The following is a 22,247-nucleotide window of genomic DNA, read 5'->3' on the forward strand; positions in this document are numbered from 1 at the left end:
CCCTGCCCACCGGGGCCCGGACCACTCCCGGGCGGCGCCGCGGCCGGTCCGCTGTCGGTGCCGTGCGGCATGATGCGAAGGTGACTCAGCGAACGCGACGGCTCATGCTGCTCGACACGGCGTCCCTGTACTACCGGGCCTATTTCGGGGTCCCCGATTCCGTGAGGGCCCCGGACGGCACACCGGTGAACGCGGTGCGCGGCCTGCTCGACTTCATCGCCCGGCTCGTCCAGGACCACCGCCCCGACGACCTGGTCGCCTGCATGGACGCGGACTGGCGCCCGCACTGGCGGGTCGAGCTGATCCCTTCGTACAAGGCGCATCGCGTCGCCGAGGAGGTCGAGCAGGGCCCGGACGCCGAGGAGACCCCGGACACCCTCGCGCCGCAGGTCCCGATCATCGAGGACGTCCTGGACGCCCTCGGCATCGCCCGCGTGGGCGTCCCGGCCTACGAGGCGGACGACGTGATCGGTACGTACGCCGGCCGCGCCACGGGCCCGGTCGACATCGTCACCGGCGACCGCGACCTGTACCAGCTGGTCGACGACGCGCGGGGCGTCCGCGTCCTCTACCCCCTCAAGGGCGTCGGCTCCCTCCAGCTCACGGACGAGGCCTGGCTCCGCGAGAAGTACGGCGTGGACGGCTCCGGATACGTGGACCTGGCCCTGCTGCGCGGCGACCCCAGCGACGGCCTGCCCGGCGTGCCAGGCATCGGCGAGAAGACGGCGGCCAAGCTCCTCGACGCGTACGGAGATCTGGCCGGAATCATGGCTGCCGTGGACGACCCCATGAGCAAGCTGACGCCCTCCCAGCGCAAGCGGCTCACCGAGTCCCGCGCCTATGTCGCCGTCGCGCCGAAGGTGGTCCGCGTCGCGGGGGACGTCCCGCTGCCGGACGTGGACCTCGCGCTGCCGGCCGAACCCCGTGATCCCGCGGCCCTGGACGAGCTGGCGGAGCGGTGGAACCTGGGCGGTGCGCTCAAGCGGTTGCTCACGACTCTCCAGGGGTGAGGTGCTAGCTTAGGTAAGCCTAAGCAACATTTGATCAGGGGAGGCCGCCGCCATGGCAGAACGTCCGGCACGCAAGGCACCGAAGACCCACGTCGCCCAGGTGGTGCGCACCGAGCGCCTGACCCCGCACATGCAGCGCGTGGTCCTGGGCGGCGAGGGTCTCGCCGAGTTCGCGGTGGGCGACTCCACCGATCACTACGTGAAACTGCTCTTCGGCGCCGAGGGCGTGACCTACCCGGAGCCGTTCGACATCCAGCGGATCCGCGAGGAATTCCCCCGCGACCAGTGGCCCGTGACGCGCACGTACACGGTCCGCTCCTGGGACCAAGAGACCCGCGAGCTCGCCGTGGACTTCGTCGTCCACGGCGACGAGGGCCTGGCGGGCCCGTGGGCCAAGCGCGTCGAGCCGGGCGCCACGATCCGCTTCCTCGGCCCGGGCGGCGGGTACGCCCCGGACACCGCGGCCGACTGGCACCTGCTCGCCGGTGACGAGAGCGCGCTGCCCGCGATCGCCGCCTCCCTGGAGGCACTGCCCGAGGGCGCCACGGCGTTCGCCTTCGTCGAGGTCGCCGACGCGGACGAGGAGCAGAAGATCAGCACGGCCGCGGACGTCAGGTGGCTGCACCGCGGCGAGCGCCCCGTGGGCGAGGCCCTCGTCGAGGCCGTACGGGCCCTCGACTTCCCGGCGGGCGACGTGCAGGCGTTCGTGCACGGCGAGGCCGGCTTCGTGAAGGAGCTCCGCCGCTACCTCCGCGTGGAGCGGGAGGTCCCCCGCGAGCGCCTCTCGGTCTCCGGCTACTGGCGCCTGGGGCACAACGAGGACGGCTGGCAGGCGGCCAAGCGCGACTGGAACGCACAGGTGGAGGCGGAGCAGGAGTCGGTGCCCTCGGCTTGAGCAGCCGCCGGTCCGCCAAGTCACTGTCTGCCGCTGAGCGGGGAGCTGATCGCGCAGTTCGAGCCGGATGGGGCGGCAGGATGGGGCGGCAGTTCCCGCGCCCCTGACGGGCGCAGGCAAGCCCCTTCAGGGCGCGGGGAACTGCGCGATCAGCCCCCACCGGTCCGCGGACCACGTCAGACCAAAATCGTTTCCCCCCGGGCGGACCCCGCTGGCACCATGCCGGGATGCCCTCCAAGATCCCGGACGTCGTGCCGCCGGGCGCCCTCGCCCGCACACAGCAGCCCCGCATCCCCGCCCCCGGCGGCCTCCTCATCCGCCCCTGGCAAGCGGCCGACGCCCCCGCCGTGTACGAGGCGTTCCAGGACCCGGTGATCCAGCGCTGGCACGCGCGCGGGGCCGAGTCCGTCGACGAGACCCGCGACTGGATCGAGGGCTGGCGCGCGGCCTGGGCCGAGGAGCGCGACGCGCACTGGGCCATCGCCGACGCCACGACGGACGCGGTGGTGGGCCGGATCTCGCTGCGGCTGATCGTGCTCGGCGACGGCCAGGCCGAAGTCGCGTACTGGACCATGCCGTCGGCCCGCGGCCGGGGCATCGCCCCGCGCGCCCTGACCACCCTCTCCGACTGGGCCTTCGCCGACGTCGGCCTGCACCGCCTGGAGCTCACCCACGCCACGGCCAACGAGGCGTCCTGCCGTGTCGCGCTCAAGACCGGCTTCGCCCCCGAGGGCACCAAGCGCAGGGCGGTCCTGCACGAGGAGGGCTGGCTCGACATGCATCTGCACGCGCGGGTCCGGGAGGACGGCCCGACGGGCAGCCGCTGACCCCGCGTCCTACGCGCCCCGCGCCCGGCGGGGCGGGGCCGCCAGGGCCCGTACTCTTGCCGGTTGTGACCCGCAAGCCCCGCATCCCGCCCTCTCCCCTGCCGCAGCGGCGCGGCGTCGACCCCATGCGGGTCAAGCTGCCCGCCGACGGAGCGTGGGCGACCGTACGGGACCACCTCGTCGAGCGGCTCAAGGCCGGGCCCGGGGTGATCGACGGGATGCTGCGGGACGAACTGATCGTCGGCGTCGACGGGCGCCCCGTGACACCGGACGATCCGTACGCGCCCGGCGCGTTCGTGTGGTTCCACCGGGATCTGCCGGAGGAGGTCCCGGTGCCGTTCGGCATCGACGTGGTCTACCGCGACGAGCACATCGTCGTCGCCGACAAGCCGCACTTCCTCGCGACCACGCCCCGCGGCAGCCACGTCACCGAGACCGCGCTCGCCCGGCTGCGCAGGGAGCTGGACATCCCCGCGCTCGGCGCCGCCCACCGCCTCGACCGGCTCACCGCGGGGCTGATCCTCTTCACCGTGCGGCCCGAGGAACGCGGCGCCTACCAGACGCTGTTCGGCGAGCGGCGGGTGCGCAAGGAGTACGAGGCCGTGGCCGCCCACGCCCCCGGTCTCGCGCTCCCCCGCACCGTGCGCAGCCACATCGTCAAGGAGCGCGGCGTCATCGCCGCCTACGAGGTGCCCGGCGCCGAGCCCAACAGCGAGAGCCGCGTCGAACGCGCCGAGCACGACGGCACGCTGGCGCGCTACCGGCTCACCCCGCACACCGGCCGCACCCATCAGCTGCGCGTGCACATGAACGCGCTCGGCCTGCCGATCCTGGGCGATCCGGTCTACCCGCTGGTCGCGGGGCCGGTGCCGCCGGACGCCTTCCGGCGGCCCCTCCAGCTCCTGTCCCGCGTCCTGGAGTTCAGGGACCCGGTCACGGGCGCCGACCACCGCTTCGTCAGCGCACGCGAGTTGGGCGCCTGGACCTCGTACGACTCCTGGTACGGCTCCGGGGCGGGTCCGTCAGCGGGCGGACCGTAGCGGTCAGTAGCCCCGCCACCAGGTCACCAGCCTGCGCCACGCTCCCTGCCTGGGCACCGCGGCCGCCACCGGTGCGGCCTCCGGGGCGGGCGGCGGCGTGGCGGCCGGGGGCGCCGGAGTCGTGGGATAGGCGGGCCGGGGCGCCGGGGACGAGACGTGCCAGTCGTTGCGCGCGCCCGGCACCCGCGCCATCGGCCGCGCCATCACGTCCTGCGGGGGCCGCGGCGCGAACTGCACCGGGAGCGACACCAGGTGCCCGGAGAGGATCGACGACGTCCAGCGCAGCTCATGCTCCTCGACGGAGAGCTCCACGTCCGGGAAGCGCATCAGCAGCGCGTCCACACCCGTGTCGGCGATGGCGCGCCCGATGTCCTGCCCGGGACACTCGTGCGGCCCGCCGCCGAACGCCAGGTGGGAGCGGTTGCCCTGCATGTTGGCGGAGAGGTCCGGGCGTACGACCGGGTCGACGTTGCCCGGCGCGATGCCGAAGATCAGGCCGTCGCCCGCCTTGATCTGCTGGCCGCCGAGCTGGGTGTCCTGCTTGGCGAAGTAGCCGATCATGGCGCTGAACGGCGGCTCGTCCCACAGGGACTGCTCGACCGCCTCCGGCACCGTCATCTGGCCGCCGCTGAGCTGGGCCCGGAAGCGCGGGTCGGTGAGCACCATGCGCAGGGCGTTCGCGATGAGGTTGGCCGTCGCCTCGTACGAGGCGATCAGCACGAGCCGCAGGTGGGCGCCGACCTCCTCGTCGGTGAGCTGCTCCGGCTGTGCGATGAGGTTGCTGGTGAAGTCCTCCTCGGCCTGCGCCCGGCGCCGCGCCACGAGCCGCATCAGCGCGTCCATGATGTACGCGTTGCTCGCGATGGCGGTCTCGGTCCCCCGGAGCATGTCGCGGGCGGCCTGCACCATCTTCTCGTTGTACTCCTCGGGCATGCCGAGGACATGGCACATGACCATCATCGGCAGATGCTCGGCGAAGCCGCTCACCAGGTCGGCCTTGCCGTCCTGGCAGATGTCGTTGAGCAGGAGGTTGCTGTAGCGGTTGATGTAGCGGCGGATGCCCCGGTGGTCGAGGCCGGCCATGGCGCCGGTGACCGCGCCGCGCAGCCGCTGGTGTTCGTCGCCCTCCACGAAGCTGGCCATGGGCTGCCAGGTGACGACGGGTGCGAGCGGGTTGTCGGGGCCCATGGAGCCGTCCTGCACGGCCCGCCACTGGCGCGAGTCGCGGGTGTACTGCGAGGGGGTGCGGACCATGTGGAGGTTCTCGCTGTGGCCGAGGACCGCCCAGACGGGCACGTCGTTGTGGAGCAGGGCCGGGGCCACCGGGCCGTGCTCGGCGCGCAGCTTCTCGTAGAGGCCGGCGAGGTCGGTGTCCGCCTCGGGGCCGTAGAGCCGGCGCAGGCCGCCGGGGCCGAGCCCGTGCGCGGGGCAGCCGGGCGGTGGCATGGCGGGGTCGTCCATGCCGGGGCGGGAGTGGGATGGGGTCGTCACGTTCGTCGCTCCGGGGTTGCGGAAGGGGATCCGGGGTTGCGGATGAGAGGAGGTGTCAGACGCGGGCCACGGTCAGGGAGTGCAGGTACCGCATGAGGGTCAGCAGGGTGTCCCGGCTCGACGCGCGCTGGCGGGCGTCGCACTTCACCATCGGGACCGCGTCGTCCAGGTCGAGGGCGCGGCGCAGGGTCTCCATCGGGTGATGGGGTGCGTCGGGGAAGTCGTTGACGGCGACGACGAAGGGCACGCCGCGTTCCTCCAGGCGGCCGATCACGTCGAAGCTGACTTCGAGGCGCCGGGTGTCGATGAGGACGACCGCGCCGAGCGCGCCTTCGAAGAGCCCGTTCCACAGGAACCAGAAGCGCTCCTGGCCGGGGGTGCCGAACAGGTAGAGCACCAGCTCTTCGGAGATGCTGATCCGGCCGAAGTCCATCGCGACGGTGGTGGCCGTCTTCGTCTCGGAGCCGTAGTTGTCGTCGACGCCGATGCCGGCCTGGGTCATGGTCTCTTCGGTGGTCAGCGGACGGATCTCGCTGACCGAGCCGACCATCGTCGTCTTGCCGACCCCGAACCCGCCCACGATCACGACCTTCACGGCGGCCGTGGCCGTGTGCGGCAGGACGTCCTCGCTGCTCGGCCCGGTGATCGTGTCAGAGCTTTTGAAGTCCATGCATCACCGCTTCGAGAAGGGAACGATCGGGGAGCGTGGAGCGGACGATCGGCGCCCGCGCCTGTACCAGGTCGGCCCCGAGCATCTTCGTCAGCAGGACGGTCACCACGCTGAACGGCAGCGCGAGGTACGCGGAGAGCTCGGCGACGGACAGCGGGGTCGTGCACAGCCGCAGTACGGCGGAGTGCTCCGGCTCGGCCGTGGGAGGTGCCTCGCCGTGCGCGACGATCAGCGTGACGAGGTCGAGCGGTGCCCTCTCCGTGTCCTCGCCGGTCAGGATGTAGAGCCGCTCGGGGTTCTCCGGGCTGCGCCGTTCCCGTTGGGGAGGGTCGTCTCGGTGGGAGGGGTTCTCGCCTTGCGGAGGATTCATACGGCCTGCCCGTCTCGCCTGGGCGGGCTCGTCAAATGGGCGCCGATCCGGACGACCAGGTCCCGCATGCGGTTGCCGATGAGGCCCGCGTCGACGGTCTCGTCGGCGAGCACGGCGAGGTAGGCGCCGGCTCCCGCGGCCATCAGGTAGAAGTACCCGCCGTCGACCTCGATGATGACCATGCGCATCCCGCCGTCGCTCCGCGGGATCTCGGTGGCCACCGCGGCGGCCAGGGACTGGAGTCCCGCGCAGGCGGCGGCGATGCGGTCGGCCGCGTCGGGGTCGCCGCCGTAGCGTGCGATGCGCAGGCCGTCCGCGGAGAGCACCACGATCTGCCGGGTCTGCGGCACGCCGTCGGCGAGCTCCTTGAGCATCCAGTCGAAATTGGCCCGTTGCTGGATCACTTCCAGCCCCCCTCGTCGGCGTTGTCGGCACTGTCGGCGGTGCCGTGGTCGTTCTCGCTGTGGCCCTTGGGGAACAACGGGTCGTCGGACGCCGATTCGTCGCCGTTGACGCCCTTCATGAAGGCCTCGATCCAGAGGCCGGGTTCCTTCTCCTCTTTCTTCGCCGGTTCGGGTACGACCGGTGCGACAGCCCGCGGGGAGTACTGGGCGCGCTGCGCCGCGTACCGCTCGTCCGCGGCTTCCTGGGCCAGCCGCTCGGCGAGCGGGGTGCGGACCCGGCTGCGGCGCTGCGGAAGGCCGTTGGACGTCCACTCGGTGACCTCGGGGACGTCGTCCTCCATGGTCGCGTCGAGCGTCTTGGGCAGCGGCGGTCCCGCGGTCATCACGCGGGGCTTCTTGCGCCGGATGCCGCGGGCCTCCTCGATGGGCACGCCCTCGGCGTTCACCCGGGGCACCGCGGAGGCGCCGATGCCGTGCGCGAGGCCGGGGGCCGGGGCGTTGGTGATCATCTCGTGCGGGACGATGAGCACCGCCCGGACGCCGCCGTACGCGGACTGGCGCAGCGAGACCTGGAGGTTGTACATCTGCGAGAGCCGTCCCACGACGGCCATGCCCAGGCGGGGGCTCTCGCCGAGGTCGTTCAGGTCGATGCCGGCCTGGGCCTGGGCGAGCATGCGCTCGGCCCGCGCCCGTGCCTCCTCGCTGAGGCTGACGCCGCCGTCCTCGATCTCGACGGCGATGCCGGTCTGCACCTCGACGGCGGTGACGTGCACGCGGGTCTGCGGCGGGGAGTAGCGCGTGGCGTTGTCGAGCAGCTCGGCGCAGGCGTGGATGAGCGGCTCCACGGAGGTGCCGCGGATCGCGACCTTGGCGATCGAGTGCAGGTCGACGCGCTGGTACTCCAGGATCCGGGACATGGCGCCGCGCAGCACGCTGAACAGCGGTACGGGCTTGGGCCATTGGCGGCCCGGCCGGGCGCCGCCGAGGACGGTGATCGAGTCGGCGAGCCGGCCGATCAGCGCCGTGCCGTGGTCGATGCGCAGGAGGTCGTCGAAGACCTCGGGGTTGCGTCCGTGGAACTCCTCCATCTCGCGCAGTTCCGCGGCCTGCTGGTGGACGATGGACTGGACGCGCCGGGCGATGTTGACGAAGGCGCGCTGCGAGGACTCGCGCATCGCCTCTCCGGTGTCCAGGGTGTCCAGGACGTTCCGGAGCATCTTCCGCTGAGAATCGGGGAGTTCGGCGAAGGTCTCGTTGCCGTCCACGAGGTGGCGGATCACTTCCGAGGGCGCTTCGCCCTGCCGCAGCCGCAGGACGGCCTCGGGGATGATCTCCCTGCCCAGGCGGATGGTCTCGTCGTCATGGGACGCGATGCGCCGCTCCAGATGAGCGAGCCGCTGCGCGTACTGGGTGTGCAACTCCCGGATGGTCCGGCCGCGGCGCACGGCTTCGGCGGCGACCGCGACCACCACGAGGGTCGCGACCGCGCCGCACCAGCCCACCGCGATGCGCGCGGGCTCCGGCACCGCGGCGACCGCGGCTCCGGTGGCCGCGGCCATCAGCGTGGCGGGCAGCAACAGCACGCGTGCGTAAGGGGTGTGTCGGCCACCGGGAGGCGATTGAACACTCACCATGTATGCCCTCTGAACATGTGTCTTGGGGGAAGGAAATGGGGGTGATGCCAGGAAATGTGGGGAGATTACGGGGAGTTGGAAGCAGTGGACGTAGGGGAACTATCTGAAGATCTGGGAACAAGCGCGCGAATCTATCGCAACTCGTTTCAACTCGCCGCGCTCCGGGCGAGCTTAGTCCGCCGGATTCATCGCCGAGTCATATTCAGTAACCCCCTGCAAGGCGCTTGGCCACGGGCATACACTCGGCTCCATTTGCACGCGTGGCGATCAATCGAACACGCGGAGTGATTGTCCCGAACAGCCGGGAACACAGCTGCGAAGGCCGTGGTTGACGCCTCACATGGACGGCTGCTCCACTGATCCCATGCGCCCCCGGCTGCGTCTCGTCACCCGCGATCACATCGACTTCGGTCGTGTGTGGTCCGCGGCGTGTTGCGCCTGACTGCCCCCAAGTCAGCGCACACCCGGACCAGTTGAGATGAGGCCCCACCATGCCCGTCGAGTTTCTCGGCATCGCGGCGACCAATGAAGGCTCCGAAGTCACCGCCCGCTCGGGCGCTTCCTTCGACAAGGACTACACGCTCCGGCTCGCCCGGGCCCACGAGGACCACGGCTGGGACCGGGTCCTTTTCGCCTACGGCTCGGGGTCACCCGACCCCTCCCCCGCCGCCGCCTACGTCGCGGCCCGCACGGACAAGCTCCAGATCCTGGTCGCGCACCGCCCGAACGTCTCCTACCCGACCTTCGCCGCGAAGACGTTCGCGACCCTGGACCACATCAGCGACGGCCGGCTCGCGGTGCACTTCATCTCGGGCGGCAACGACCACGAGCAGCGGCGCGAGGGCGACTTCCGCACCAAGGACGAACGCTACGCCCGTACCCGCGAGGCCATCCAGATCATCAAGAAGGCGTGGACCTCGCACGAGCCCTTCGACCACGAGGGCGCGTTCTACCGCTTCGAGGACTTCGTCAGCGACACCTTCCCGCTCCAGAAGCCGCATCCGCAGGTCTCGTTCGGAGGTTCGTCCCCTGCCGCGTACGCCGCCGGGGGCGCCGAGGCCGACATCTACTGCCTGTGGGGCGAGCCCCTCGCACAGACCGCCGAGCAGATCGAGTCGGTGAAGGCGGCGGCGAAGGCGGCCGGCCGCACCGACGTCCCCCGGATCCAGGTGGCGTTCCGTCCGATCATCGCGCCGACCGAGGAACTGGCCTGGGAGAAGGCGCACGCGACGCTGGCCCGCATCAAGGCCCGCAAGGCGGGCGCCCCGCTGTCCCGCCGCCACCCGCTGAGGAACCCCGAGAACTCCGGCTCCCAGCGGCTGCTGGCGGTGGCGGCGGCCGGTGAGCGCCACGACCGCGCGCTGTGGACCCCGACGGCCGCGGAGACCGGGGGCGCGGGCAACTCGACGGCGCTGGTGGGCACTCCGGAGACGGTCGCCCAGGCGCTCCTCGACTACCACGACTTGGGCGTCGAGATCCTCTCGGCCCGGGGCTACGACCTTCTGGACGACGCGATCGACTTCGGCCGGCACGTGATCCCGATCGTGCGCGAGGAGGTCGCGAAGCGGGACGCCGTGCGAACGGCCGCCTGAGCGCACGGACGCCTGACCGAACGGACGCCGGGGCCGGCCGGAGACTTCCGGCCGGCCCCGGCGCACGCGGCTTTCCCGTCGGCTGGTCCGTCGAGTGAACCGTCGGGGCTCCGGCGGGGCTCGACGGGGCTCCGACGGGCGGGTCAGCCGACGGAGCTGTACGCCACCACGCCCCGCAGCAGCTGGTCCACGGCCTTGCGGGCGTTCTTCGCCACCGTCGAGCCCTCGCGGGGAGCGGCCGCCGAGATCTGCCCGAGCACGTCGATCACCTGCTTGCACCAGCGGACGAAGTCCCCCGCGGGCATCTCGATCTCCCGGAGCACCTCGTCGAGGCCCTTGTCGGACGCCCACATGTACGCCGCCCAGGCGAATCCGAGGTCGGGCTCGCGCTGGCCGACCCCTTCCGCCTGGTTGATCTTGAACTCCTCCTCCAGTGCGTCGAGCCGCCCCCAGATCCGCACCATCTCGCCGAGAGAGGCCTTGACCTTCCCCGAGGGCAGCTTGGGAGCGAGCGCGTCGTCCGCCATCCGCGCCTCGAACACCAACGCCGAGACGCACGCGGCCAGTTCGGCCGGGCTGAGCCCTTCCCAGACTCCTTCCCGCAGGCACTCGCTCGCCAGGAGGTCCAGCTCGCCGTAGAGCCGGGCGAGCCGCTTGCCGTCCTCGGTGACCTCGTCACCCCGCAGGTAGTCCATCTCCGTGAGCAGCGCGACGATCCGGTCGAAGGTCCGCGCGATGGTGTTCGTGCGCCCCTCGATGCGCCGCTCCAGCTGCACGGTGTCCCGCCGCAGGCGGTGGTAGCGCTCGGCCCACCGGGCGTGGTCCTCCCGCTCGTCGCACCCGTGGCAGGGGTGGGCGCGCAGTTCCGTGCGCAGCCGGGCGATCTCGCGGTCGTCGGCGGCGGCCGCGCGCCCCTTGCGGTGGCGCTCCGGCACGATGTGCCCGGCCTTGGTGCGCAGGGCCGACGCCAGGTCCCGGCGCGACTGCGGCGAGCGGGCGTTGAACGACTTCGGGATGCGCATCCGCTCAAGGGCCTCGACCGGCACCGGGAAGTCCATCGAGGCCAGCCGCTTGACCTGCCGCTCGGCCGTGAGGACAAGGGGGCGCGGTCCGTCCTGGTGCTCGAAACCGCGGTGGCCGTTCACGCGCCCCGCCGGGATCCCCGGGTCCAGGACGAGCGCCAGGCCCGCGTACTTCCCGGTCGGCACGTGGATGACGTCACCGGGCTTGAGCTTCTCCAGGGCGGCGGCGGCCGCCGCCCTGCGCTGGTTGGCGCCCTGCTTGGCGAGCTCGGTCTCCCGGTCCTTCAGCTCGCGGCGCAGGCGGGCGTACTCGTCGAAGTCGCCCAGGTGGCAGGTCATCGAGGCTTTGTAGCCCTCTAGTCCCTCTTCGTTCTTCTGGACCTGGCGGGAGATCCCGACGACCGACTTGTCGGCCTGGAACTGCGCGAAGGACGTCTCCAGGAGCTCACGCGAGCGGTGCCGCCCGAACTGCTCGACCAGGTTCACCGCCATGTTGTACGACGGCTTGAAGCTGGACCGCAGCGGGTACGTGCGCGTGCCGGCCAGTCCCGCGAGGTGCTCCGGGCTCATGGCGCGCTGCCACAGGACCACGGCGTGGCCCTCGACGTCGATGCCCCGCCGCCCGGCGCGGCCGGTCAGCTGGGTGTACTCGCCCGGGGTGATGTCCGCGTGCTGCTCGCCGTTCCACTTGACCAGCTTCTCCAGGACCACGCTGCGCGCGGGCATGTTGATGCCGAGCGCGAGGGTCTCGGTGGCGAAGACGGCACGCACCAGGCCGCGGACGAAGAGCTCCTCGACGACTTCCTTGAAGGTCGGCAGCATGCCCGCGTGGTGCGCGGCGATGCCGCGCTCCAGGCCTTCCAGCCATTCGTAGTACCCGAGGACGTGCAGATCCTCGTCCGGGATGGCGGCCGTGCGCTCCTCGACGATCTCGCGGACCTGGGCCCGCGCGTCCTCGTCGTTCAGCCGCAGTCCCGCGTGCAGGCACTGCTGCACGGCGGCCTCGCAGGCCGCGCGGCTGAAGATGAAGGTGATCGCGGGAAGGAGGCCTTCGGAGTCGAGCCGGTCGATGACCTCGGGCCTGCCCGGCGTCCAGATCCGCGACCGCTGTCTGCGCTCGCGCTCGCGGTCGGCCTCGCGGACCATCTTGCCCTTGCGGCGGTCCCGGGGGTTGTACGAGCGGCTGGCCTCCATCCGCGCCATGCGCGTGAGGTCGGGGTTGACGGCCTTGCGCTGGCCCTCGCCCTCCTCGAAGAGGTCGTACATCCGGCGGCCGGCGAGGACGTGCTGGAACAGCGGGACGGGCCGGTGCTCCGAGACGATCACCTGGGTGTCGCCGCGCACGGTGTCCAGCCAGTCGCCGAACTCCTCGGCGTTCGAGACGGTCGCCGACAGGGAGACCAGCGTCACCGACTCCTGGAGGTGGATGATCACCTCTTCCCAGACGGCGCCGCGGAAGCGGTCGGAGAGGTAGTGCACCTCGTCCATGACGACATAGCCGAGGTTGAGCAGCGACTGCGAGCCCGAATACAGCATGTTCCGCAGCACCTCGGTGGTCATCACGACCACCGGGGCATCGGAGTTCACGCTGTTGTCGCCGGTCAGGAGACCGACCTTGTCCGCGCCGTATCTCTTGGAGAGGTCGGCGTACTTCTGGTTGGAGAGCGCCTTGATGGGCGTGGTGTAGAAGCATTTCTTGCCCTGCAGCAGGGCCAGGTGCACGGCGAACTCGCCGACGATCGTCTTTCCCGAACCCGTGGGGGCGGCCACGAGCACGCCCTTCCCCGCTTCGAGCGCCCGACAGGCCTCGATCTGGAAGGGGTCGAGGCCGAATTCGTACATCTCGCGGAAGCCGGCGAGTGCGGTGGCCTGCTCGACAGCGCGCTCGCGCGCCGCCGCGTACCGCTCGGCCGGTGAGAGGTCCTCTGTCATCGTGCTTTCGAGCCTACCGGCCACCACTGACAACGGACGATCATTATCTGTCTTACGGTTCGTGCGGCCCCTCGGGCCCAAGGACCCGCACGGCTCCCGGCACGCACTGCGCCGTCAGCGGCAGCCCGCCGAGCTGTTCGCCGTCCGCGTACCCGGTGACGCCCGGGGCGGCGAGCTCCACCTTCGCGGCCCGGAACACGGTGACCTTGGGGTGGTCCAGGTGCGTGCCCTTGTAGACCCGCGGGAAGACCTTCAGGAGCGTCGTACGGCTGCAGTCGCCGACGACGGTGACGTCGAAGAGGCCGTCCTCCAGGTCGGCCCGCGCGCAGATCCGCATGCCGCCGCCGTACGAGGATCCGTTGCCGACGGCGACGAGGGTCGCGTCGATCTCGTGGACCCGCTCGTCGTCGAGCGTGATCCGGAACGGGATGGGCCGGAAGGCCGCCAGCTCCACTGCCATCGCGAGGTCGTACTTGAAGCGTCCGGTGGGCCAGCGCATCCGGTTGCCCCGGTCGTTGACCCGCGAGTCGAAGCCGGAGGCGAGCACCGTGCCGAACCACGTCTTGCCCACCTGGCCCAGGTCGACGGCGCGCGTGCGCCCCGCGTCCAGCGCCTGCGCGACGACCCTCCCCGCGGCGGCCGGATCACGCACCGGGAGCCCGAGGGCCCGCGCGAAGTCGTTGCCGGTGCCCACGGCGATCACCCCCAGGGGCGTCGCCGTCCCCGCGACGGCCTGGAGCGCGAGGCTCGCCATGCCGTCACCGCCGACGGCGATCAGCGCACCCGTACCGGCGGCGACGGCGTCCCGGGCCCGGCGCAGCGCGTCGGCGGAGTCCTCGCCGATGACCGTGCGCACGGAGTGCCCCGCGGCCCGCAACGCCGAAGCGGCCGGCTGCGCCGCGTGGGCGCCCCGGCCGCGGCCCGCGGTGGGATTGACGAAAAGGGTGATGTCGCTGGTCACTGGGGTCCCCCCGGACAGAGTCTGAGGCAGGACCCTACAAGGTCAGGTGACGTCGTCGAAACCGTTGACGCGGTCGCGGTCGGTCCGGCCGGAGCCGTCGCCGCTCGCCTGCTCGGGCAGCGCCCGGTGGGCGGCCACGGGCTCGATCGAACCGACGTCCTCGGGGGTCAGGTCCAGCTCGGACGCCTCGTCGTCGTCGGGTCCGGCGGCCTCGACCTTGGCCTTGCGCCGGTCGTTCAGGAGCGAGAACGCGGTGGCCGCGAAGTAGAGCACCCAGATCGGCCCGGCAAGCATGATCATCGTCAGCGGGTCGGTGCTGGGCGTCGCCACGGCCGCGAAGACCGTGATGCCCATGATCATTCCGCGCCACCAGCCGAGCATCCGCTTGCCGGTGAGCACCCCGGTGAGGTTCAGCATCACCAGCAGGAGCGGCATCTCGAAGGAGAGGCCGAAGACGACCACCATGCGGGTGACCAGGTCGATCAGCTCGTCGAGCGGCAGCTGGTTGTCCACCCCGCCCGGAGAGAACTCGAGCAGCACGCGCGCCATGGTCGGCAGCGTCTTGTAGGCGAAGAAGCCGCCGCCGACGAAGAGCGGGAAGCCCGCGGCCACGAAGCCGTAGGCGTACTTCTTCTCGCTCTTGTGCAGGCCCGGGGCGACGAACGCCCACAGCTGGTAGAGCCAGACCGGGGACGCGAGCACCACACCGGCCATGAGGGAGATCTTCAGGGCGAGCGTGAACGGCGTGAGCAGACCGTTCAGGACGATGCGGGCGCAGGTCTCCTCGCCGCCCTTCTCCGCCAGCTCGGCGAAGCTGGACTCGCACCCCACGGAGCTCAGGATCGGGTTCGTGAAGAACTCGATGATGTCCTTGTAGAAGAAGGCGGCGACGACCGCGACGACGATGATGGCCAGCACGGCTTTGGCCAGTCGGTTGCGCAGCTCACGCAGGTGCTCCGCAAGAGGCATCCGCCCCTCGGGATCCTGTTCCTTCTTGCGGGCAGACTTGAGCAACCCACGTCCTCATCTCGTGCGGCAGGCCGGCCGTCGCCGGCCTTGGATCAGCGCTTAGTCGTGCTGTCGGTGGGCTCGGTGACCGGGCGCGAGCTGGTCACGTCGCCGGGCGCGGCCTGGATGGTGCGCGGCTGGACGGTGGCGGCGGGGTCGGTGGGCGGGTCGGCCGGGGCGGCCTCGTCCTTCTTCCCGTCCGACTTCATCGCCTTGGCCTCGCTCTTGAGGATGCGCGCGGACTTGCCGAGCGACCGGGCCATGTCGGGAAGCTTCTTCGCGCCGAACAGCAGAACGATGACGACGAGAATGAGAATGATCTCGGGGGCGCCGATCTTTCCGAACATAGGTCTTTACCTTCTCACCGAGGCGGCAGGGGCGGGGCTGCCGGACAGGCCGGACGTGCTGTCCGGCCACCGTGCTGGCAGCGATCGTAACGCTCAGGGGTGAACGCAGGGCAATCCCTGTGCGTACTCCCAGTTGCGGCCCGCGCCTCGCACTCCGGGCCACTTGAGAAGCGTACCTTCCGGGCATGCGAAGTTGACAGGCCGCGGCGTCGATGTGCGCCTCAGCCGTGTCCAGCCGGTTCGCGGGAATTACAGGACATCTCGGCCCGCACGGGCCGCACCCGTCGCCGCCGCTTCGAGGTCCTCCGCCGCACGGTTGATCCGCTGTGTGGTCTGCGTCACTTGCGCGCCGAGCCGCTGCGCCTCCACGAAGACCCGGATCGCCAGCACGCCGAGCACGGCGAGGCCACAGAACCCCGCGGCAATCGCCACCATCGCCCAGAACATGCGCCGAGCCTAGACGGTCGAGTGCAGACGCAGTGTCCGCACCCCGCCGCCGGTGAGCAGTTCGACGATGCGCTCGCCCGCGGGTTTGCGCACCGCGTTGCCGCACTCGGGGCAGGTGAACGAGTAGAAGGTGGTGCGGGCGGAGGCGCCGATGGCCAACCGCAGGGCGCCCGCGGAGAGTTCGAAGCGGGCGCGGCAGTCGGGGCACGCGGCCTTGAAGAGCACGGGGGCGATTCTCGACATTCCGGGAATCTCGGACATGAGGCTGGTGTTCATCGCCCTTGCTCCTGCCTGTCGTACGACCCCTCGGGGTGCTGGTCATAGGCGGCGAGCGCCTCGCGGGCCGCCAGCCGTGCGCTGTCCGCGAGGTCCGCCGGGGAGACGATGTGGCCGTCCCCGCCGAGCCGCAGGGCGAGCCTGCGCAGCGAGGTCGGGTCCGGGGTGCGCAGCGTGATCCGCAGACCGCCGTCGGGCAGTTCCTCGGCGCTGTCGTGGGGGTAGTACTCGGCCACCCAGCGGCCGCCGGGCCCGACCTCGATGACCACCTCGGGGTCCTCGGCGGCGGGCTGCACGAGCCCCTCGGAGAGGTCGCGCAGCTCGACCTCGGGCGGCGCGGACGGCTCGTCCAGGATCTTGATCTCGGCGACCCGGTCCAGACGGAAGGTGCGGCGCGCCTCGGAGAGGTAGCACCACCCCTCCATGTACGTGTGGCCCACGGCGAAGAGCCGGATCGGGTCGACCTCGCGCTCGGTGAGCTCGTCGCGCGCCGGGGAGTAGTAGCGCAGCCAGAGCCTGCGCCGCTCGGAGATCGCGCGGTCGACGTCGGCGAAGACGCCGCCCTCGGACTCGAAGGTCACCGACAGGCGCGCGCTGGCGCCCGCGTTCTCACCGGCCGCCGTCTCCAGCTTGGCCGTGGCGCGCACCAGGGCCTGCCGGTCGCTCTCGCGCAGCCCCGGGAGGGTGGAGACCGCGCGGGCGGCCACCAGGAGCGCGGTCGCCTCGTCGGCGGCGAGCCGCAGGGGGGCCGCCACGTCGTCCGGGTTGTGCCACCAGATGCGGTCGCCGTCGGTGTCGATGTCCAGGAGGTCGCCGCCGCGGAAGCTGGTCCCGCACAGCGGCAGCACGTCCAGGTCGGAGATCAGCTCGTCCTCGGTGATCCCGAAGGCGCGGGCCACGTCCTGGACGTGCGCGCCGGGGCGCTCGCGCAGATACGTCACCAGGGAGAGCATCCGCCGGGTCTGGTCGATGGCGTTCGATGCCATGGTCGGTCCGCCCCTCAGCCCTTGGCCACGGCGCGCAGCCGGTCCACCACGTCGGCCCGCAGCTCGGCCGGCTCCAGGACCACCACGTCGGGCCCGAACTCCACCAGCCAGGCGTCGAGCCCGTGCCCGTAAGGAATCTCCAACTCGTCCCACCCCTCGCCCGCCTCGCGTATGCGGGCGGCCTTGGCGCGCAGCGGATAGCCCGCGCCCTTGCGCAGTCGGATCAGGGCGGAGCGGTCGGCGCTCTCCCCCGCCCAGCCCGCGACGGTCTCGCGCACCGTCACGACGTCGGGGACGTCGGCGGTGAACTTGCCGGCCCGGGCGCGGACCTTCCCGGTGATGCGGGAGAGCCGGAAGACGCGCTCGGCCCCCCGGTCGCGGTCCCAGCCCGCGAGGTACCAGTGGCCGCGCCAGCACTCCAGGGCCCACGGCTCGACGTGCCGGGGCTCGGGGCGGGCCGCGGTGGCCTTGCGGTAGTCGAAGATCACGGGGCGGCGGTCGCGGCAGGCCAGCATCAGCGGCTCGAAGGACGCCTCGTGCACGGGGATGCGCGGTTCGAGGGCGCTGTGGGTCCCGTACGGGTCGACGTCCTCGGGCAGGCCCGCGGCGCGCAGCTTCTGGAGGGCGCCGCTGGCGGCTCCGGCGAGGCGCGCCTGCTGCCAGACCTTGGCGGCCAGGCCGAGCGCTGCGGCCTCCTCGGCGTCGATGGTGATGGGCGGCAGGCGGTTGCTGTCGCGGCGCGCGAGATAGCCCACCTCGCCGTCGAGGTTCTCCACCGTCTCGATGACCAGGCCGAGTTCGCGCAGATCGTCCTTGTCGCGCTCGAACATCCGGTTGAAGGAGTCGTCCGACCCCGCCTCCAGATAGGCCTCGATGGACTCGCGCAGCTCGCGCTTGCTGAGCGGCCGACGCGTCCCGAGCAGGCACAGCGCCAGGTTCATCAGCCGCTCGGCCTTGGCAATGGCCATCGACGCCCTTTCTCAGCATGACTTCCGACCGCCGACGGTACCGCCCCCGGGTGTCGTATCAAAAGCCGAGGGCCCATGCCCGAACAGGCATGGACCCTCGGTGGACAGGTCCGGTCAGACCCTGGCCCCGGTCGTGTCTCAGACGGCGACGAGGTCGCAGACGAAGATCAGCGTCTCGCCGGGCGCGATGGCGCCGCCACCGGCACCCCGCTCGCCGTACGCGAGGTGGGCGGGGATGGTCAGCTTGCGGCGGCCGCCGACCTTCATGCCCTGGACGCCCTGGTCCCAGCCGGCGATGACCTGACCGGCGCCCAGCTGGAACGCGAGCGGGTTGCCGCGGTTCCAGGAGGCGTCGAACTCTTCACCGGTGGAGAAGGAAACGCCCACGTAGTGAACCTGGACGGTGTCGCCGGCCTTCGCCTCCGCGCCGTCGCCCTCCCAGATGTCCACGATCTGAAGGTCGGTGGGGACCGGACCGTCGGGGAAGTCGATCTCGGGCTTCTCGATGCTCACGTCAATGCTCCTGCTTTGATACGAATGACCAGCCGGGACAGTGTTACATCTTCGCGAGGATGTCCACGGTGAAGACCAGCGTGGAGTCCTTCTTGATGGTGCTGCCCTGCGGCGGCTGGTCACCGTACCCGAGCTTCGGGGGGACGACGACCAGGACGCGGCTGCCGACCTTCTTGCCGGTCAGGCCCTGCGCCCAGCCCTTGACGACCTGAGCGAGCTGGAACGAGGCGAGTTCGTTCCTCTTGTACGAGGAGTCGAACTCCTTGCCGTCGGCCCACAGCACGCCCTTGTACTGGCACAGGAGGCTGTCGGTCTCCTTGATCTCTTCCCCGTCGCCCTCGAGGATGTACGTAGCGACGAGCTTCTTGGGGGCGTCCTTCTTCGGGACGTCGATCGAGGGGGCCTTGCCGTCGGTGTTCGTGCCGACCTTGGGCAGGTCGATGTTGGACTGCGCGACCTCCTTGCCCTTGGCCGAGCTCTTGGCGCTGAAGGTGCCCACCAGATCGACGACGAAGACCAGCGTGTCGTCGCCCTTGATGCCCGCCTGCTTGTTGCCCTCGGTGCCGTACCCCATCTTCGGGGGGATCGCGAGCTGCACGCGGCTGTCGAGCTTCTTGCCCACGAGAGCCTGGTCCCAGCCCGGGATGACCTGTCCCACGCCGATCGGGAAGACGGTGGGGTTCCCGCGGTCGTACGAGTTGTCGAAGACCTTGGCGGTGGCCCAGATCTGGCCGAGGTAGTTCGCCTGGAGGTAGTCGCCCTTCTTCACCTCGGCGCCCTTGCCCTCGACCAGGGTCTTGACCGCGAGGTCGGAGGACGGCTTGCCGGGCCCCTTCGCGACGGTCGGCTTCTGGCCGAACTTCGTCCCCTTCGTGATCTCGGGCAGGGGCCCGTCCACGATCTTCGCCGTCGGCGCGGCCGAGGACGAGTTGGAGGGGGACGGGGTGTCGCTTGACTTGGCCTTGTCGGCCTTCTTGTCGTCACCACACCCGGCCAGCGTGAGCAGGCCGGCCGGAACAGCAAGGAGAAGTGAGCGTCGGCGCACGGTGGGGGCCTCGTATCGGTCGATCTTGTCGGTTGGCGTGCGCGCAACTCTACGCATGGAGAAGGGCGCCGTACGAGGAACGTACGGCGCCCCGCGTTGCGTTCCCGCAACGCACCTGCTGTATCGGGGGTTACATACCGGCGATCAGTTTCTCCACCCGGTCGTCGACCGACCGGAAGGGGTCCTTGCACAACACCGTGCGCTGTGCCTGGTCGTTGAGCTTCAGGTGCACCCAGTCGACCGTGAAGTCGCGGCGCTGCTCCTGGGCCCTGCGGATGAAGTCCCCGCGCAGCCGCGCGCGGGTGGTCTGCGGCGGCACCGACTTGCCTTCGAAGATCTTCAAGTCGTTGCAGATGCGGGCGGCTTGGCCCTTCCTCTCCAGGAGGTAGTACAGCCCGCGACGGCGGTGGATGTCGTGGTACGCGAGGTCTATCTGCGCGACCCGGGGGTGCGACATGGTCATGTTGTTCTTCGCGCGGTAGCGCTCGATGAGCTTGTACTTCATGACCCAGTCGATCTCGGTGCCGATGCGGTCGAGGTCCTCGGCCTCGATCGCGTCGAGCGTGCGGCCCCACAGCTCCAGGACCTGCTCGACCGTGCCCGTGCGGATGCCGCGGCGCTCCACGAAGTCCACGGCCTTCTCGTAGTACTCGCGCTGCACTTCGAGGGCGGAGGCCTCGCGGCCGCTGGCCAGACGCACCTTGCGGCGGCCCGTGATGTCGTGGCTGACCTCGCGGATGGCCCGGATCGGGTTCTCCAGGGTCAGGTCCCGCATCACCGTGCCCGCTTCGATCATGCGCAGGACGAGGTCGGTGGCGCCGACCTTCAGGAGCATGGTCGTCTCGGACATGTTCGAGTCGCCGACGATGACGTGCAGCCGGCGGTAGCGCTCGGCGTCCGCGTGCGGTTCGTCGCGGGTGTTGATGATCGGCCGGGAGCGGGTGGTCGCGGAGGAGACCCCTTCCCAGATGTGCTCGGCACGCTGACTGACGCAGTACACGGCGCCGCGTGGAGTCTGCAGCACCTTGCCCGCGCCGCACAGCAGCTGTCGCGTGACGAGGAAGGGAATGAGGATGTCCGCGAGCCGCGAGAACTCCCCGTGCCGGGCCACCAGATAGTTCTCGTGGCAGCCGTAGGAGTTTCCCGCCGAGTCGGTGTTGTTCTTGAAGAGATAGACGTCGCCCGCGATTCCCTCCTCGTGCAGGCGGCGTTCGGCGTCGACGAGCAGGCCTTCCAGAATGCGCTCGCCCGCCTTGTCGTGCGTGACCAGTTCGGTCACGTTGTCACATTCCGGTGTTGCGTATTCCGGATGTGACCCGACGTCAAGATAGAGGCGGGCGCCGTTCCGCAGAAAGACGTTGCTGCTGCGGCCCCATGAGACAACACGGCGGAAGAGGTAGCGCGCCACCTCGTCAGGCGACAGACGGCGCTGTCCCCTAAACGTGCACGTGACGCCGTACTCATTCTCCAGCCCGAAAATGCGGCGGTCCATGACTGAACATTACGCCTGATGCCCTGCCCTGAAACCGGGTTCGACGGCACCGTTTCGATCATTTTCCGATGAACCCGCAACGACCGCCGAATCAGCGGGCAGTACGAGCACCCGCGCCGTGGCCAGCAGAACCACCAGCGCGGCGACGCCGGCGGCCCCGGGAACGGCGAAGCCCCACACCGTCCCGCCCCACTCCACGACCGGCCCCGCGGCCGCCGTGCCGAGCGACGCGCCGACCGTGAACGTGGTCACGAGCCAGGAGAACGCCTCGGTGACGGTGCCCCGCGGGGCGTGCCGGTCCACGATGATGAACGCGCACGCGAGCGCCGGGGCGAGGAAGACCCCGGCGACGGCCGCGAGCGCCGTCATGGCGACGGCGCCGGGGGTCAGCGTCAGCGGCCAGTAGCAGAGGGCGAGCAGGGCCACCAGGACGGTCAGCCGCTTCTCGGGCACGCCGGCCCACTGCCGCGCCCCGTACACGGACCCGCCGACGAGGGCGCCGAGGCCGAGGGCCGCCATCATCCAGCCGTACACCGCGTCGCCGCCGTGCCCGTCGGCGTACGACACGCCGGCGACGGTGATGGAGCCGAGCGCCATGCCGATGAAGAGGAACGCGCCGAGCAGCGCGATGAGGCCGGGTGAGCGCAGCGCGCCGAGCCAGTGCGCCTCGCGGGGCGCCGAGCGCCACGCGCGCGAGGGCTGCGACACCACCACGGACAGGGCGCCGAGGAGACCGAGGGCGTTCACGACGAGCAGGGCGGCCTGCTCCGACCAGAGCGCGACGCAGCCGGTCACGAGCAGCGGTCCGACGGTGAACATGACCTCCTGGGCGATGGCGTCCATGGCGTACGCCGTGTGGACCTGCTCCTCCTTGCCGAGGACGCTCGGCCACAGCGCGCGCAGGCCGCCCTCCAGGGGCGGCGTGAAGAGACCGGCCACCCCCACCGCGACGTACGCGAGCGCGAGCGAGTCGGGCCCGGTGAAGGCGAAGGCCCCCATGCCCAGGGCGGAGACGACCGCCGCGGGAAGCTGGATCCGCGGCTGACCGTAGAGGTCCACCAGGCGGCCGAGCAGCGGCTGCCCCACGGCGTTGGCCACGCCGTACACCGCGGCGAGCGCGCCGGCCAGGCTGTAGGTCCCGCCCTCGGCGCGGATGAACAGCACGATCGCGATCGCCGCGGTCGCGTTGGGCAGCCGGCCCACCAGCGTGCCCGCGAGCAGCCGCCCGGCGTGTCTCGTCCGGAGGATCTCCGCGTATCCGGCAGCCATGCTTCCCGCCCCTCCCTCCGCGCCGAAGCGCCGAGGTTTTACGTATAA

At 71.0% G+C, this 22,247-nt stretch carries 22 protein-coding genes; 5 read left to right on the plus strand and 17 right to left on the minus strand.

Annotated elements, in window-relative coordinates; genetic code table 11:
* Positions 1 to 104: 104 nt before the first annotated feature.
* The 4 genes from QBL25_RS09950 (at position 105) to QBL25_RS09965 (ending at position 3,772) form a co-directional block, all read left to right on the plus strand.
* Positions 105 to 1,010: a 5'-3' exonuclease H3TH domain-containing protein gene (locus QBL25_RS09950; protein WP_409062599.1), complete on the plus strand. Its 906-nt coding sequence runs from the start codon at positions 105 to 107 to the stop codon at positions 1,008 to 1,010.
* A 52-nt stretch (positions 1,011 to 1,062) separates the two neighbouring features.
* Positions 1,063 to 1,905: a siderophore-interacting protein gene (locus QBL25_RS09955; RefSeq protein WP_409056652.1), complete on the plus strand. Its 843-nt coding sequence runs from the start codon at positions 1,063 to 1,065 to the stop codon at positions 1,903 to 1,905.
* Between the two features lie 227 nt (positions 1,906 to 2,132).
* Positions 2,133 to 2,732 (plus strand): GNAT family N-acetyltransferase, encoded by a 600-nt coding sequence (locus QBL25_RS09960; protein WP_409056653.1) that lies wholly within the window; start codon positions 2,133 to 2,135, stop codon positions 2,730 to 2,732.
* 65 nt (positions 2,733 to 2,797) lie between these two features.
* On the plus strand, positions 2,798 to 3,772 hold the full coding sequence (locus QBL25_RS09965; RefSeq protein ID WP_409056654.1) for a pseudouridine synthase: 975 nt from the start codon (positions 2,798 to 2,800) through the stop codon (positions 3,770 to 3,772).
* 3 nt (positions 3,773 to 3,775) lie between these two features.
* Here QBL25_RS09965 and QBL25_RS09970 read toward each other — a convergent pair whose 3' ends face one another.
* From QBL25_RS09970 to QBL25_RS09990, 5 genes are read right to left on the minus strand one after another with little or no spacing between them, the layout of a single operon-like run.
* The gene (locus QBL25_RS09970; protein WP_409056655.1) at positions 3,776 to 5,263 is read right to left on the minus strand and encodes a cytochrome P450; all 1,488 of its coding nucleotides are present in this window, start codon (positions 5,261 to 5,263) and stop codon (positions 3,776 to 3,778) included.
* Between the two features lie 55 nt (positions 5,264 to 5,318).
* The gene (locus QBL25_RS09975) at positions 5,319 to 5,933 is read right to left on the minus strand and encodes a GTP-binding protein (protein ID WP_409056656.1); all 615 of its coding nucleotides are present in this window, start codon (positions 5,931 to 5,933) and stop codon (positions 5,319 to 5,321) included.
* Positions 5,914 to 6,303 carry a DUF742 domain-containing protein gene (locus QBL25_RS09980; protein ID WP_409056657.1) on the minus strand — a complete coding sequence of 130 codons (390 nt, stop codon included), beginning with the start codon at positions 6,301 to 6,303 and terminating at the stop codon, positions 5,914 to 5,916. Before QBL25_RS09980 ends, QBL25_RS09975 begins: the two co-directional genes overlap by 20 nt.
* The gene (locus tag QBL25_RS09985) at positions 6,300 to 6,707 is read right to left on the minus strand and encodes a roadblock/LC7 domain-containing protein (protein ID WP_361834221.1); all 408 of its coding nucleotides are present in this window, start codon (positions 6,705 to 6,707) and stop codon (positions 6,300 to 6,302) included. The genes QBL25_RS09980 and QBL25_RS09985 overlap by 4 nt, the downstream gene beginning before the upstream one ends.
* Entirely contained in the window at positions 6,704 to 8,341 is a 1,638-nt protein-coding gene (locus tag QBL25_RS09990; protein ID WP_409056658.1) for an ATP-binding protein, read from the minus strand. The genes QBL25_RS09985 and QBL25_RS09990 overlap by 4 nt, the downstream gene beginning before the upstream one ends.
* Positions 8,342 to 8,832: 491 nt before the next feature.
* On the opposite strand from QBL25_RS09990, the gene QBL25_RS09995 reads away from it, so the two are divergent.
* Complete coding sequence (locus QBL25_RS09995) at positions 8,833 to 9,933, plus strand: LLM class flavin-dependent oxidoreductase (protein WP_409056659.1); 1,101 nt, start codon at positions 8,833 to 8,835, stop codon at positions 9,931 to 9,933.
* Between the two features lie 143 nt (positions 9,934 to 10,076).
* Here the strand turns inward: QBL25_RS09995 and QBL25_RS10000 are convergent, their stop codons facing one another.
* The 12 genes from QBL25_RS10000 to QBL25_RS10055 all read right to left on the minus strand — a co-directional run bounded on the left by QBL25_RS10000 (position 10,077) and on the right by QBL25_RS10055 (position 22,199).
* A complete protein-coding gene (locus QBL25_RS10000) occupies positions 10,077 to 12,887 on the minus strand; it encodes a DEAD/DEAH box helicase (RefSeq protein WP_409056660.1) in 2,811 nt (936 codons plus the stop codon).
* Between the two features lie 52 nt (positions 12,888 to 12,939).
* Positions 12,940 to 13,848, minus strand: a complete 909-nt coding sequence (locus tag QBL25_RS10005; RefSeq protein WP_409056661.1) for a diacylglycerol kinase — start codon at positions 13,846 to 13,848, stop codon at positions 12,940 to 12,942.
* Positions 13,849 to 13,890: 42 nt separating this feature from the next.
* Entirely contained in the window at positions 13,891 to 14,862 is a 972-nt protein-coding gene (gene tatC, locus QBL25_RS10010) for a twin-arginine translocase subunit TatC (protein ID WP_409056662.1), read from the minus strand.
* Between the two features lie 47 nt (positions 14,863 to 14,909).
* Complete coding sequence (tatA, locus tag QBL25_RS10015) at positions 14,910 to 15,203, minus strand: Sec-independent protein translocase subunit TatA (RefSeq protein WP_409056663.1); 294 nt, start codon at positions 15,201 to 15,203, stop codon at positions 14,910 to 14,912.
* Positions 15,204 to 15,452: 249 nt separating this feature from the next.
* Complete coding sequence (locus QBL25_RS10020; RefSeq protein ID WP_409056664.1) at positions 15,453 to 15,650, minus strand: hypothetical protein; 198 nt, start codon at positions 15,648 to 15,650, stop codon at positions 15,453 to 15,455.
* 9 nt (positions 15,651 to 15,659) lie between these two features.
* Positions 15,660 to 15,926 (minus strand): hypothetical protein, encoded by a 267-nt coding sequence (locus QBL25_RS10025; protein ID WP_409056665.1) that lies wholly within the window; start codon positions 15,924 to 15,926, stop codon positions 15,660 to 15,662.
* Complete coding sequence (locus QBL25_RS10030; protein ID WP_409056666.1) at positions 15,923 to 16,912, minus strand: helix-turn-helix transcriptional regulator; 990 nt, start codon at positions 16,910 to 16,912, stop codon at positions 15,923 to 15,925. The genes QBL25_RS10025 and QBL25_RS10030 overlap by 4 nt, the downstream gene beginning before the upstream one ends.
* A 14-nt stretch (positions 16,913 to 16,926) precedes the next feature.
* Complete coding sequence (locus QBL25_RS10035) at positions 16,927 to 17,880, minus strand: helix-turn-helix transcriptional regulator (RefSeq protein ID WP_409056667.1); 954 nt, start codon at positions 17,878 to 17,880, stop codon at positions 16,927 to 16,929.
* 138 nt (positions 17,881 to 18,018) lie between these two features.
* Positions 18,019 to 18,393 (minus strand): FKBP-type peptidyl-prolyl cis-trans isomerase, encoded by a 375-nt coding sequence (locus QBL25_RS10040; RefSeq protein WP_409056668.1) that lies wholly within the window; start codon positions 18,391 to 18,393, stop codon positions 18,019 to 18,021.
* A 43-nt stretch (positions 18,394 to 18,436) separates the two neighbouring features.
* Positions 18,437 to 19,438 (minus strand): FKBP-type peptidyl-prolyl cis-trans isomerase, encoded by a 1,002-nt coding sequence (locus QBL25_RS10045; RefSeq protein WP_409062600.1) that lies wholly within the window; start codon positions 19,436 to 19,438, stop codon positions 18,437 to 18,439.
* 130 nt (positions 19,439 to 19,568) lie between these two features.
* Complete coding sequence (gene pafA, locus QBL25_RS10050; protein ID WP_135334215.1) at positions 19,569 to 20,930, minus strand: Pup--protein ligase; 1,362 nt, start codon at positions 20,928 to 20,930, stop codon at positions 19,569 to 19,571.
* A 9-nt stretch (positions 20,931 to 20,939) separates the two neighbouring features.
* Positions 20,940 to 22,199, minus strand: a complete 1,260-nt coding sequence (locus tag QBL25_RS10055) for an MFS transporter (RefSeq protein WP_409056669.1) — start codon at positions 22,197 to 22,199, stop codon at positions 20,940 to 20,942.
* Between the last annotated feature and the right edge of the window lie 48 nt (positions 22,200 to 22,247).

This window comes from Streptomyces sp. SYP-A7185 (assembly GCF_046103685.1).
Lineage (GTDB): Bacteria > Actinomycetota > Actinomycetes > Streptomycetales > Streptomycetaceae > Streptomyces.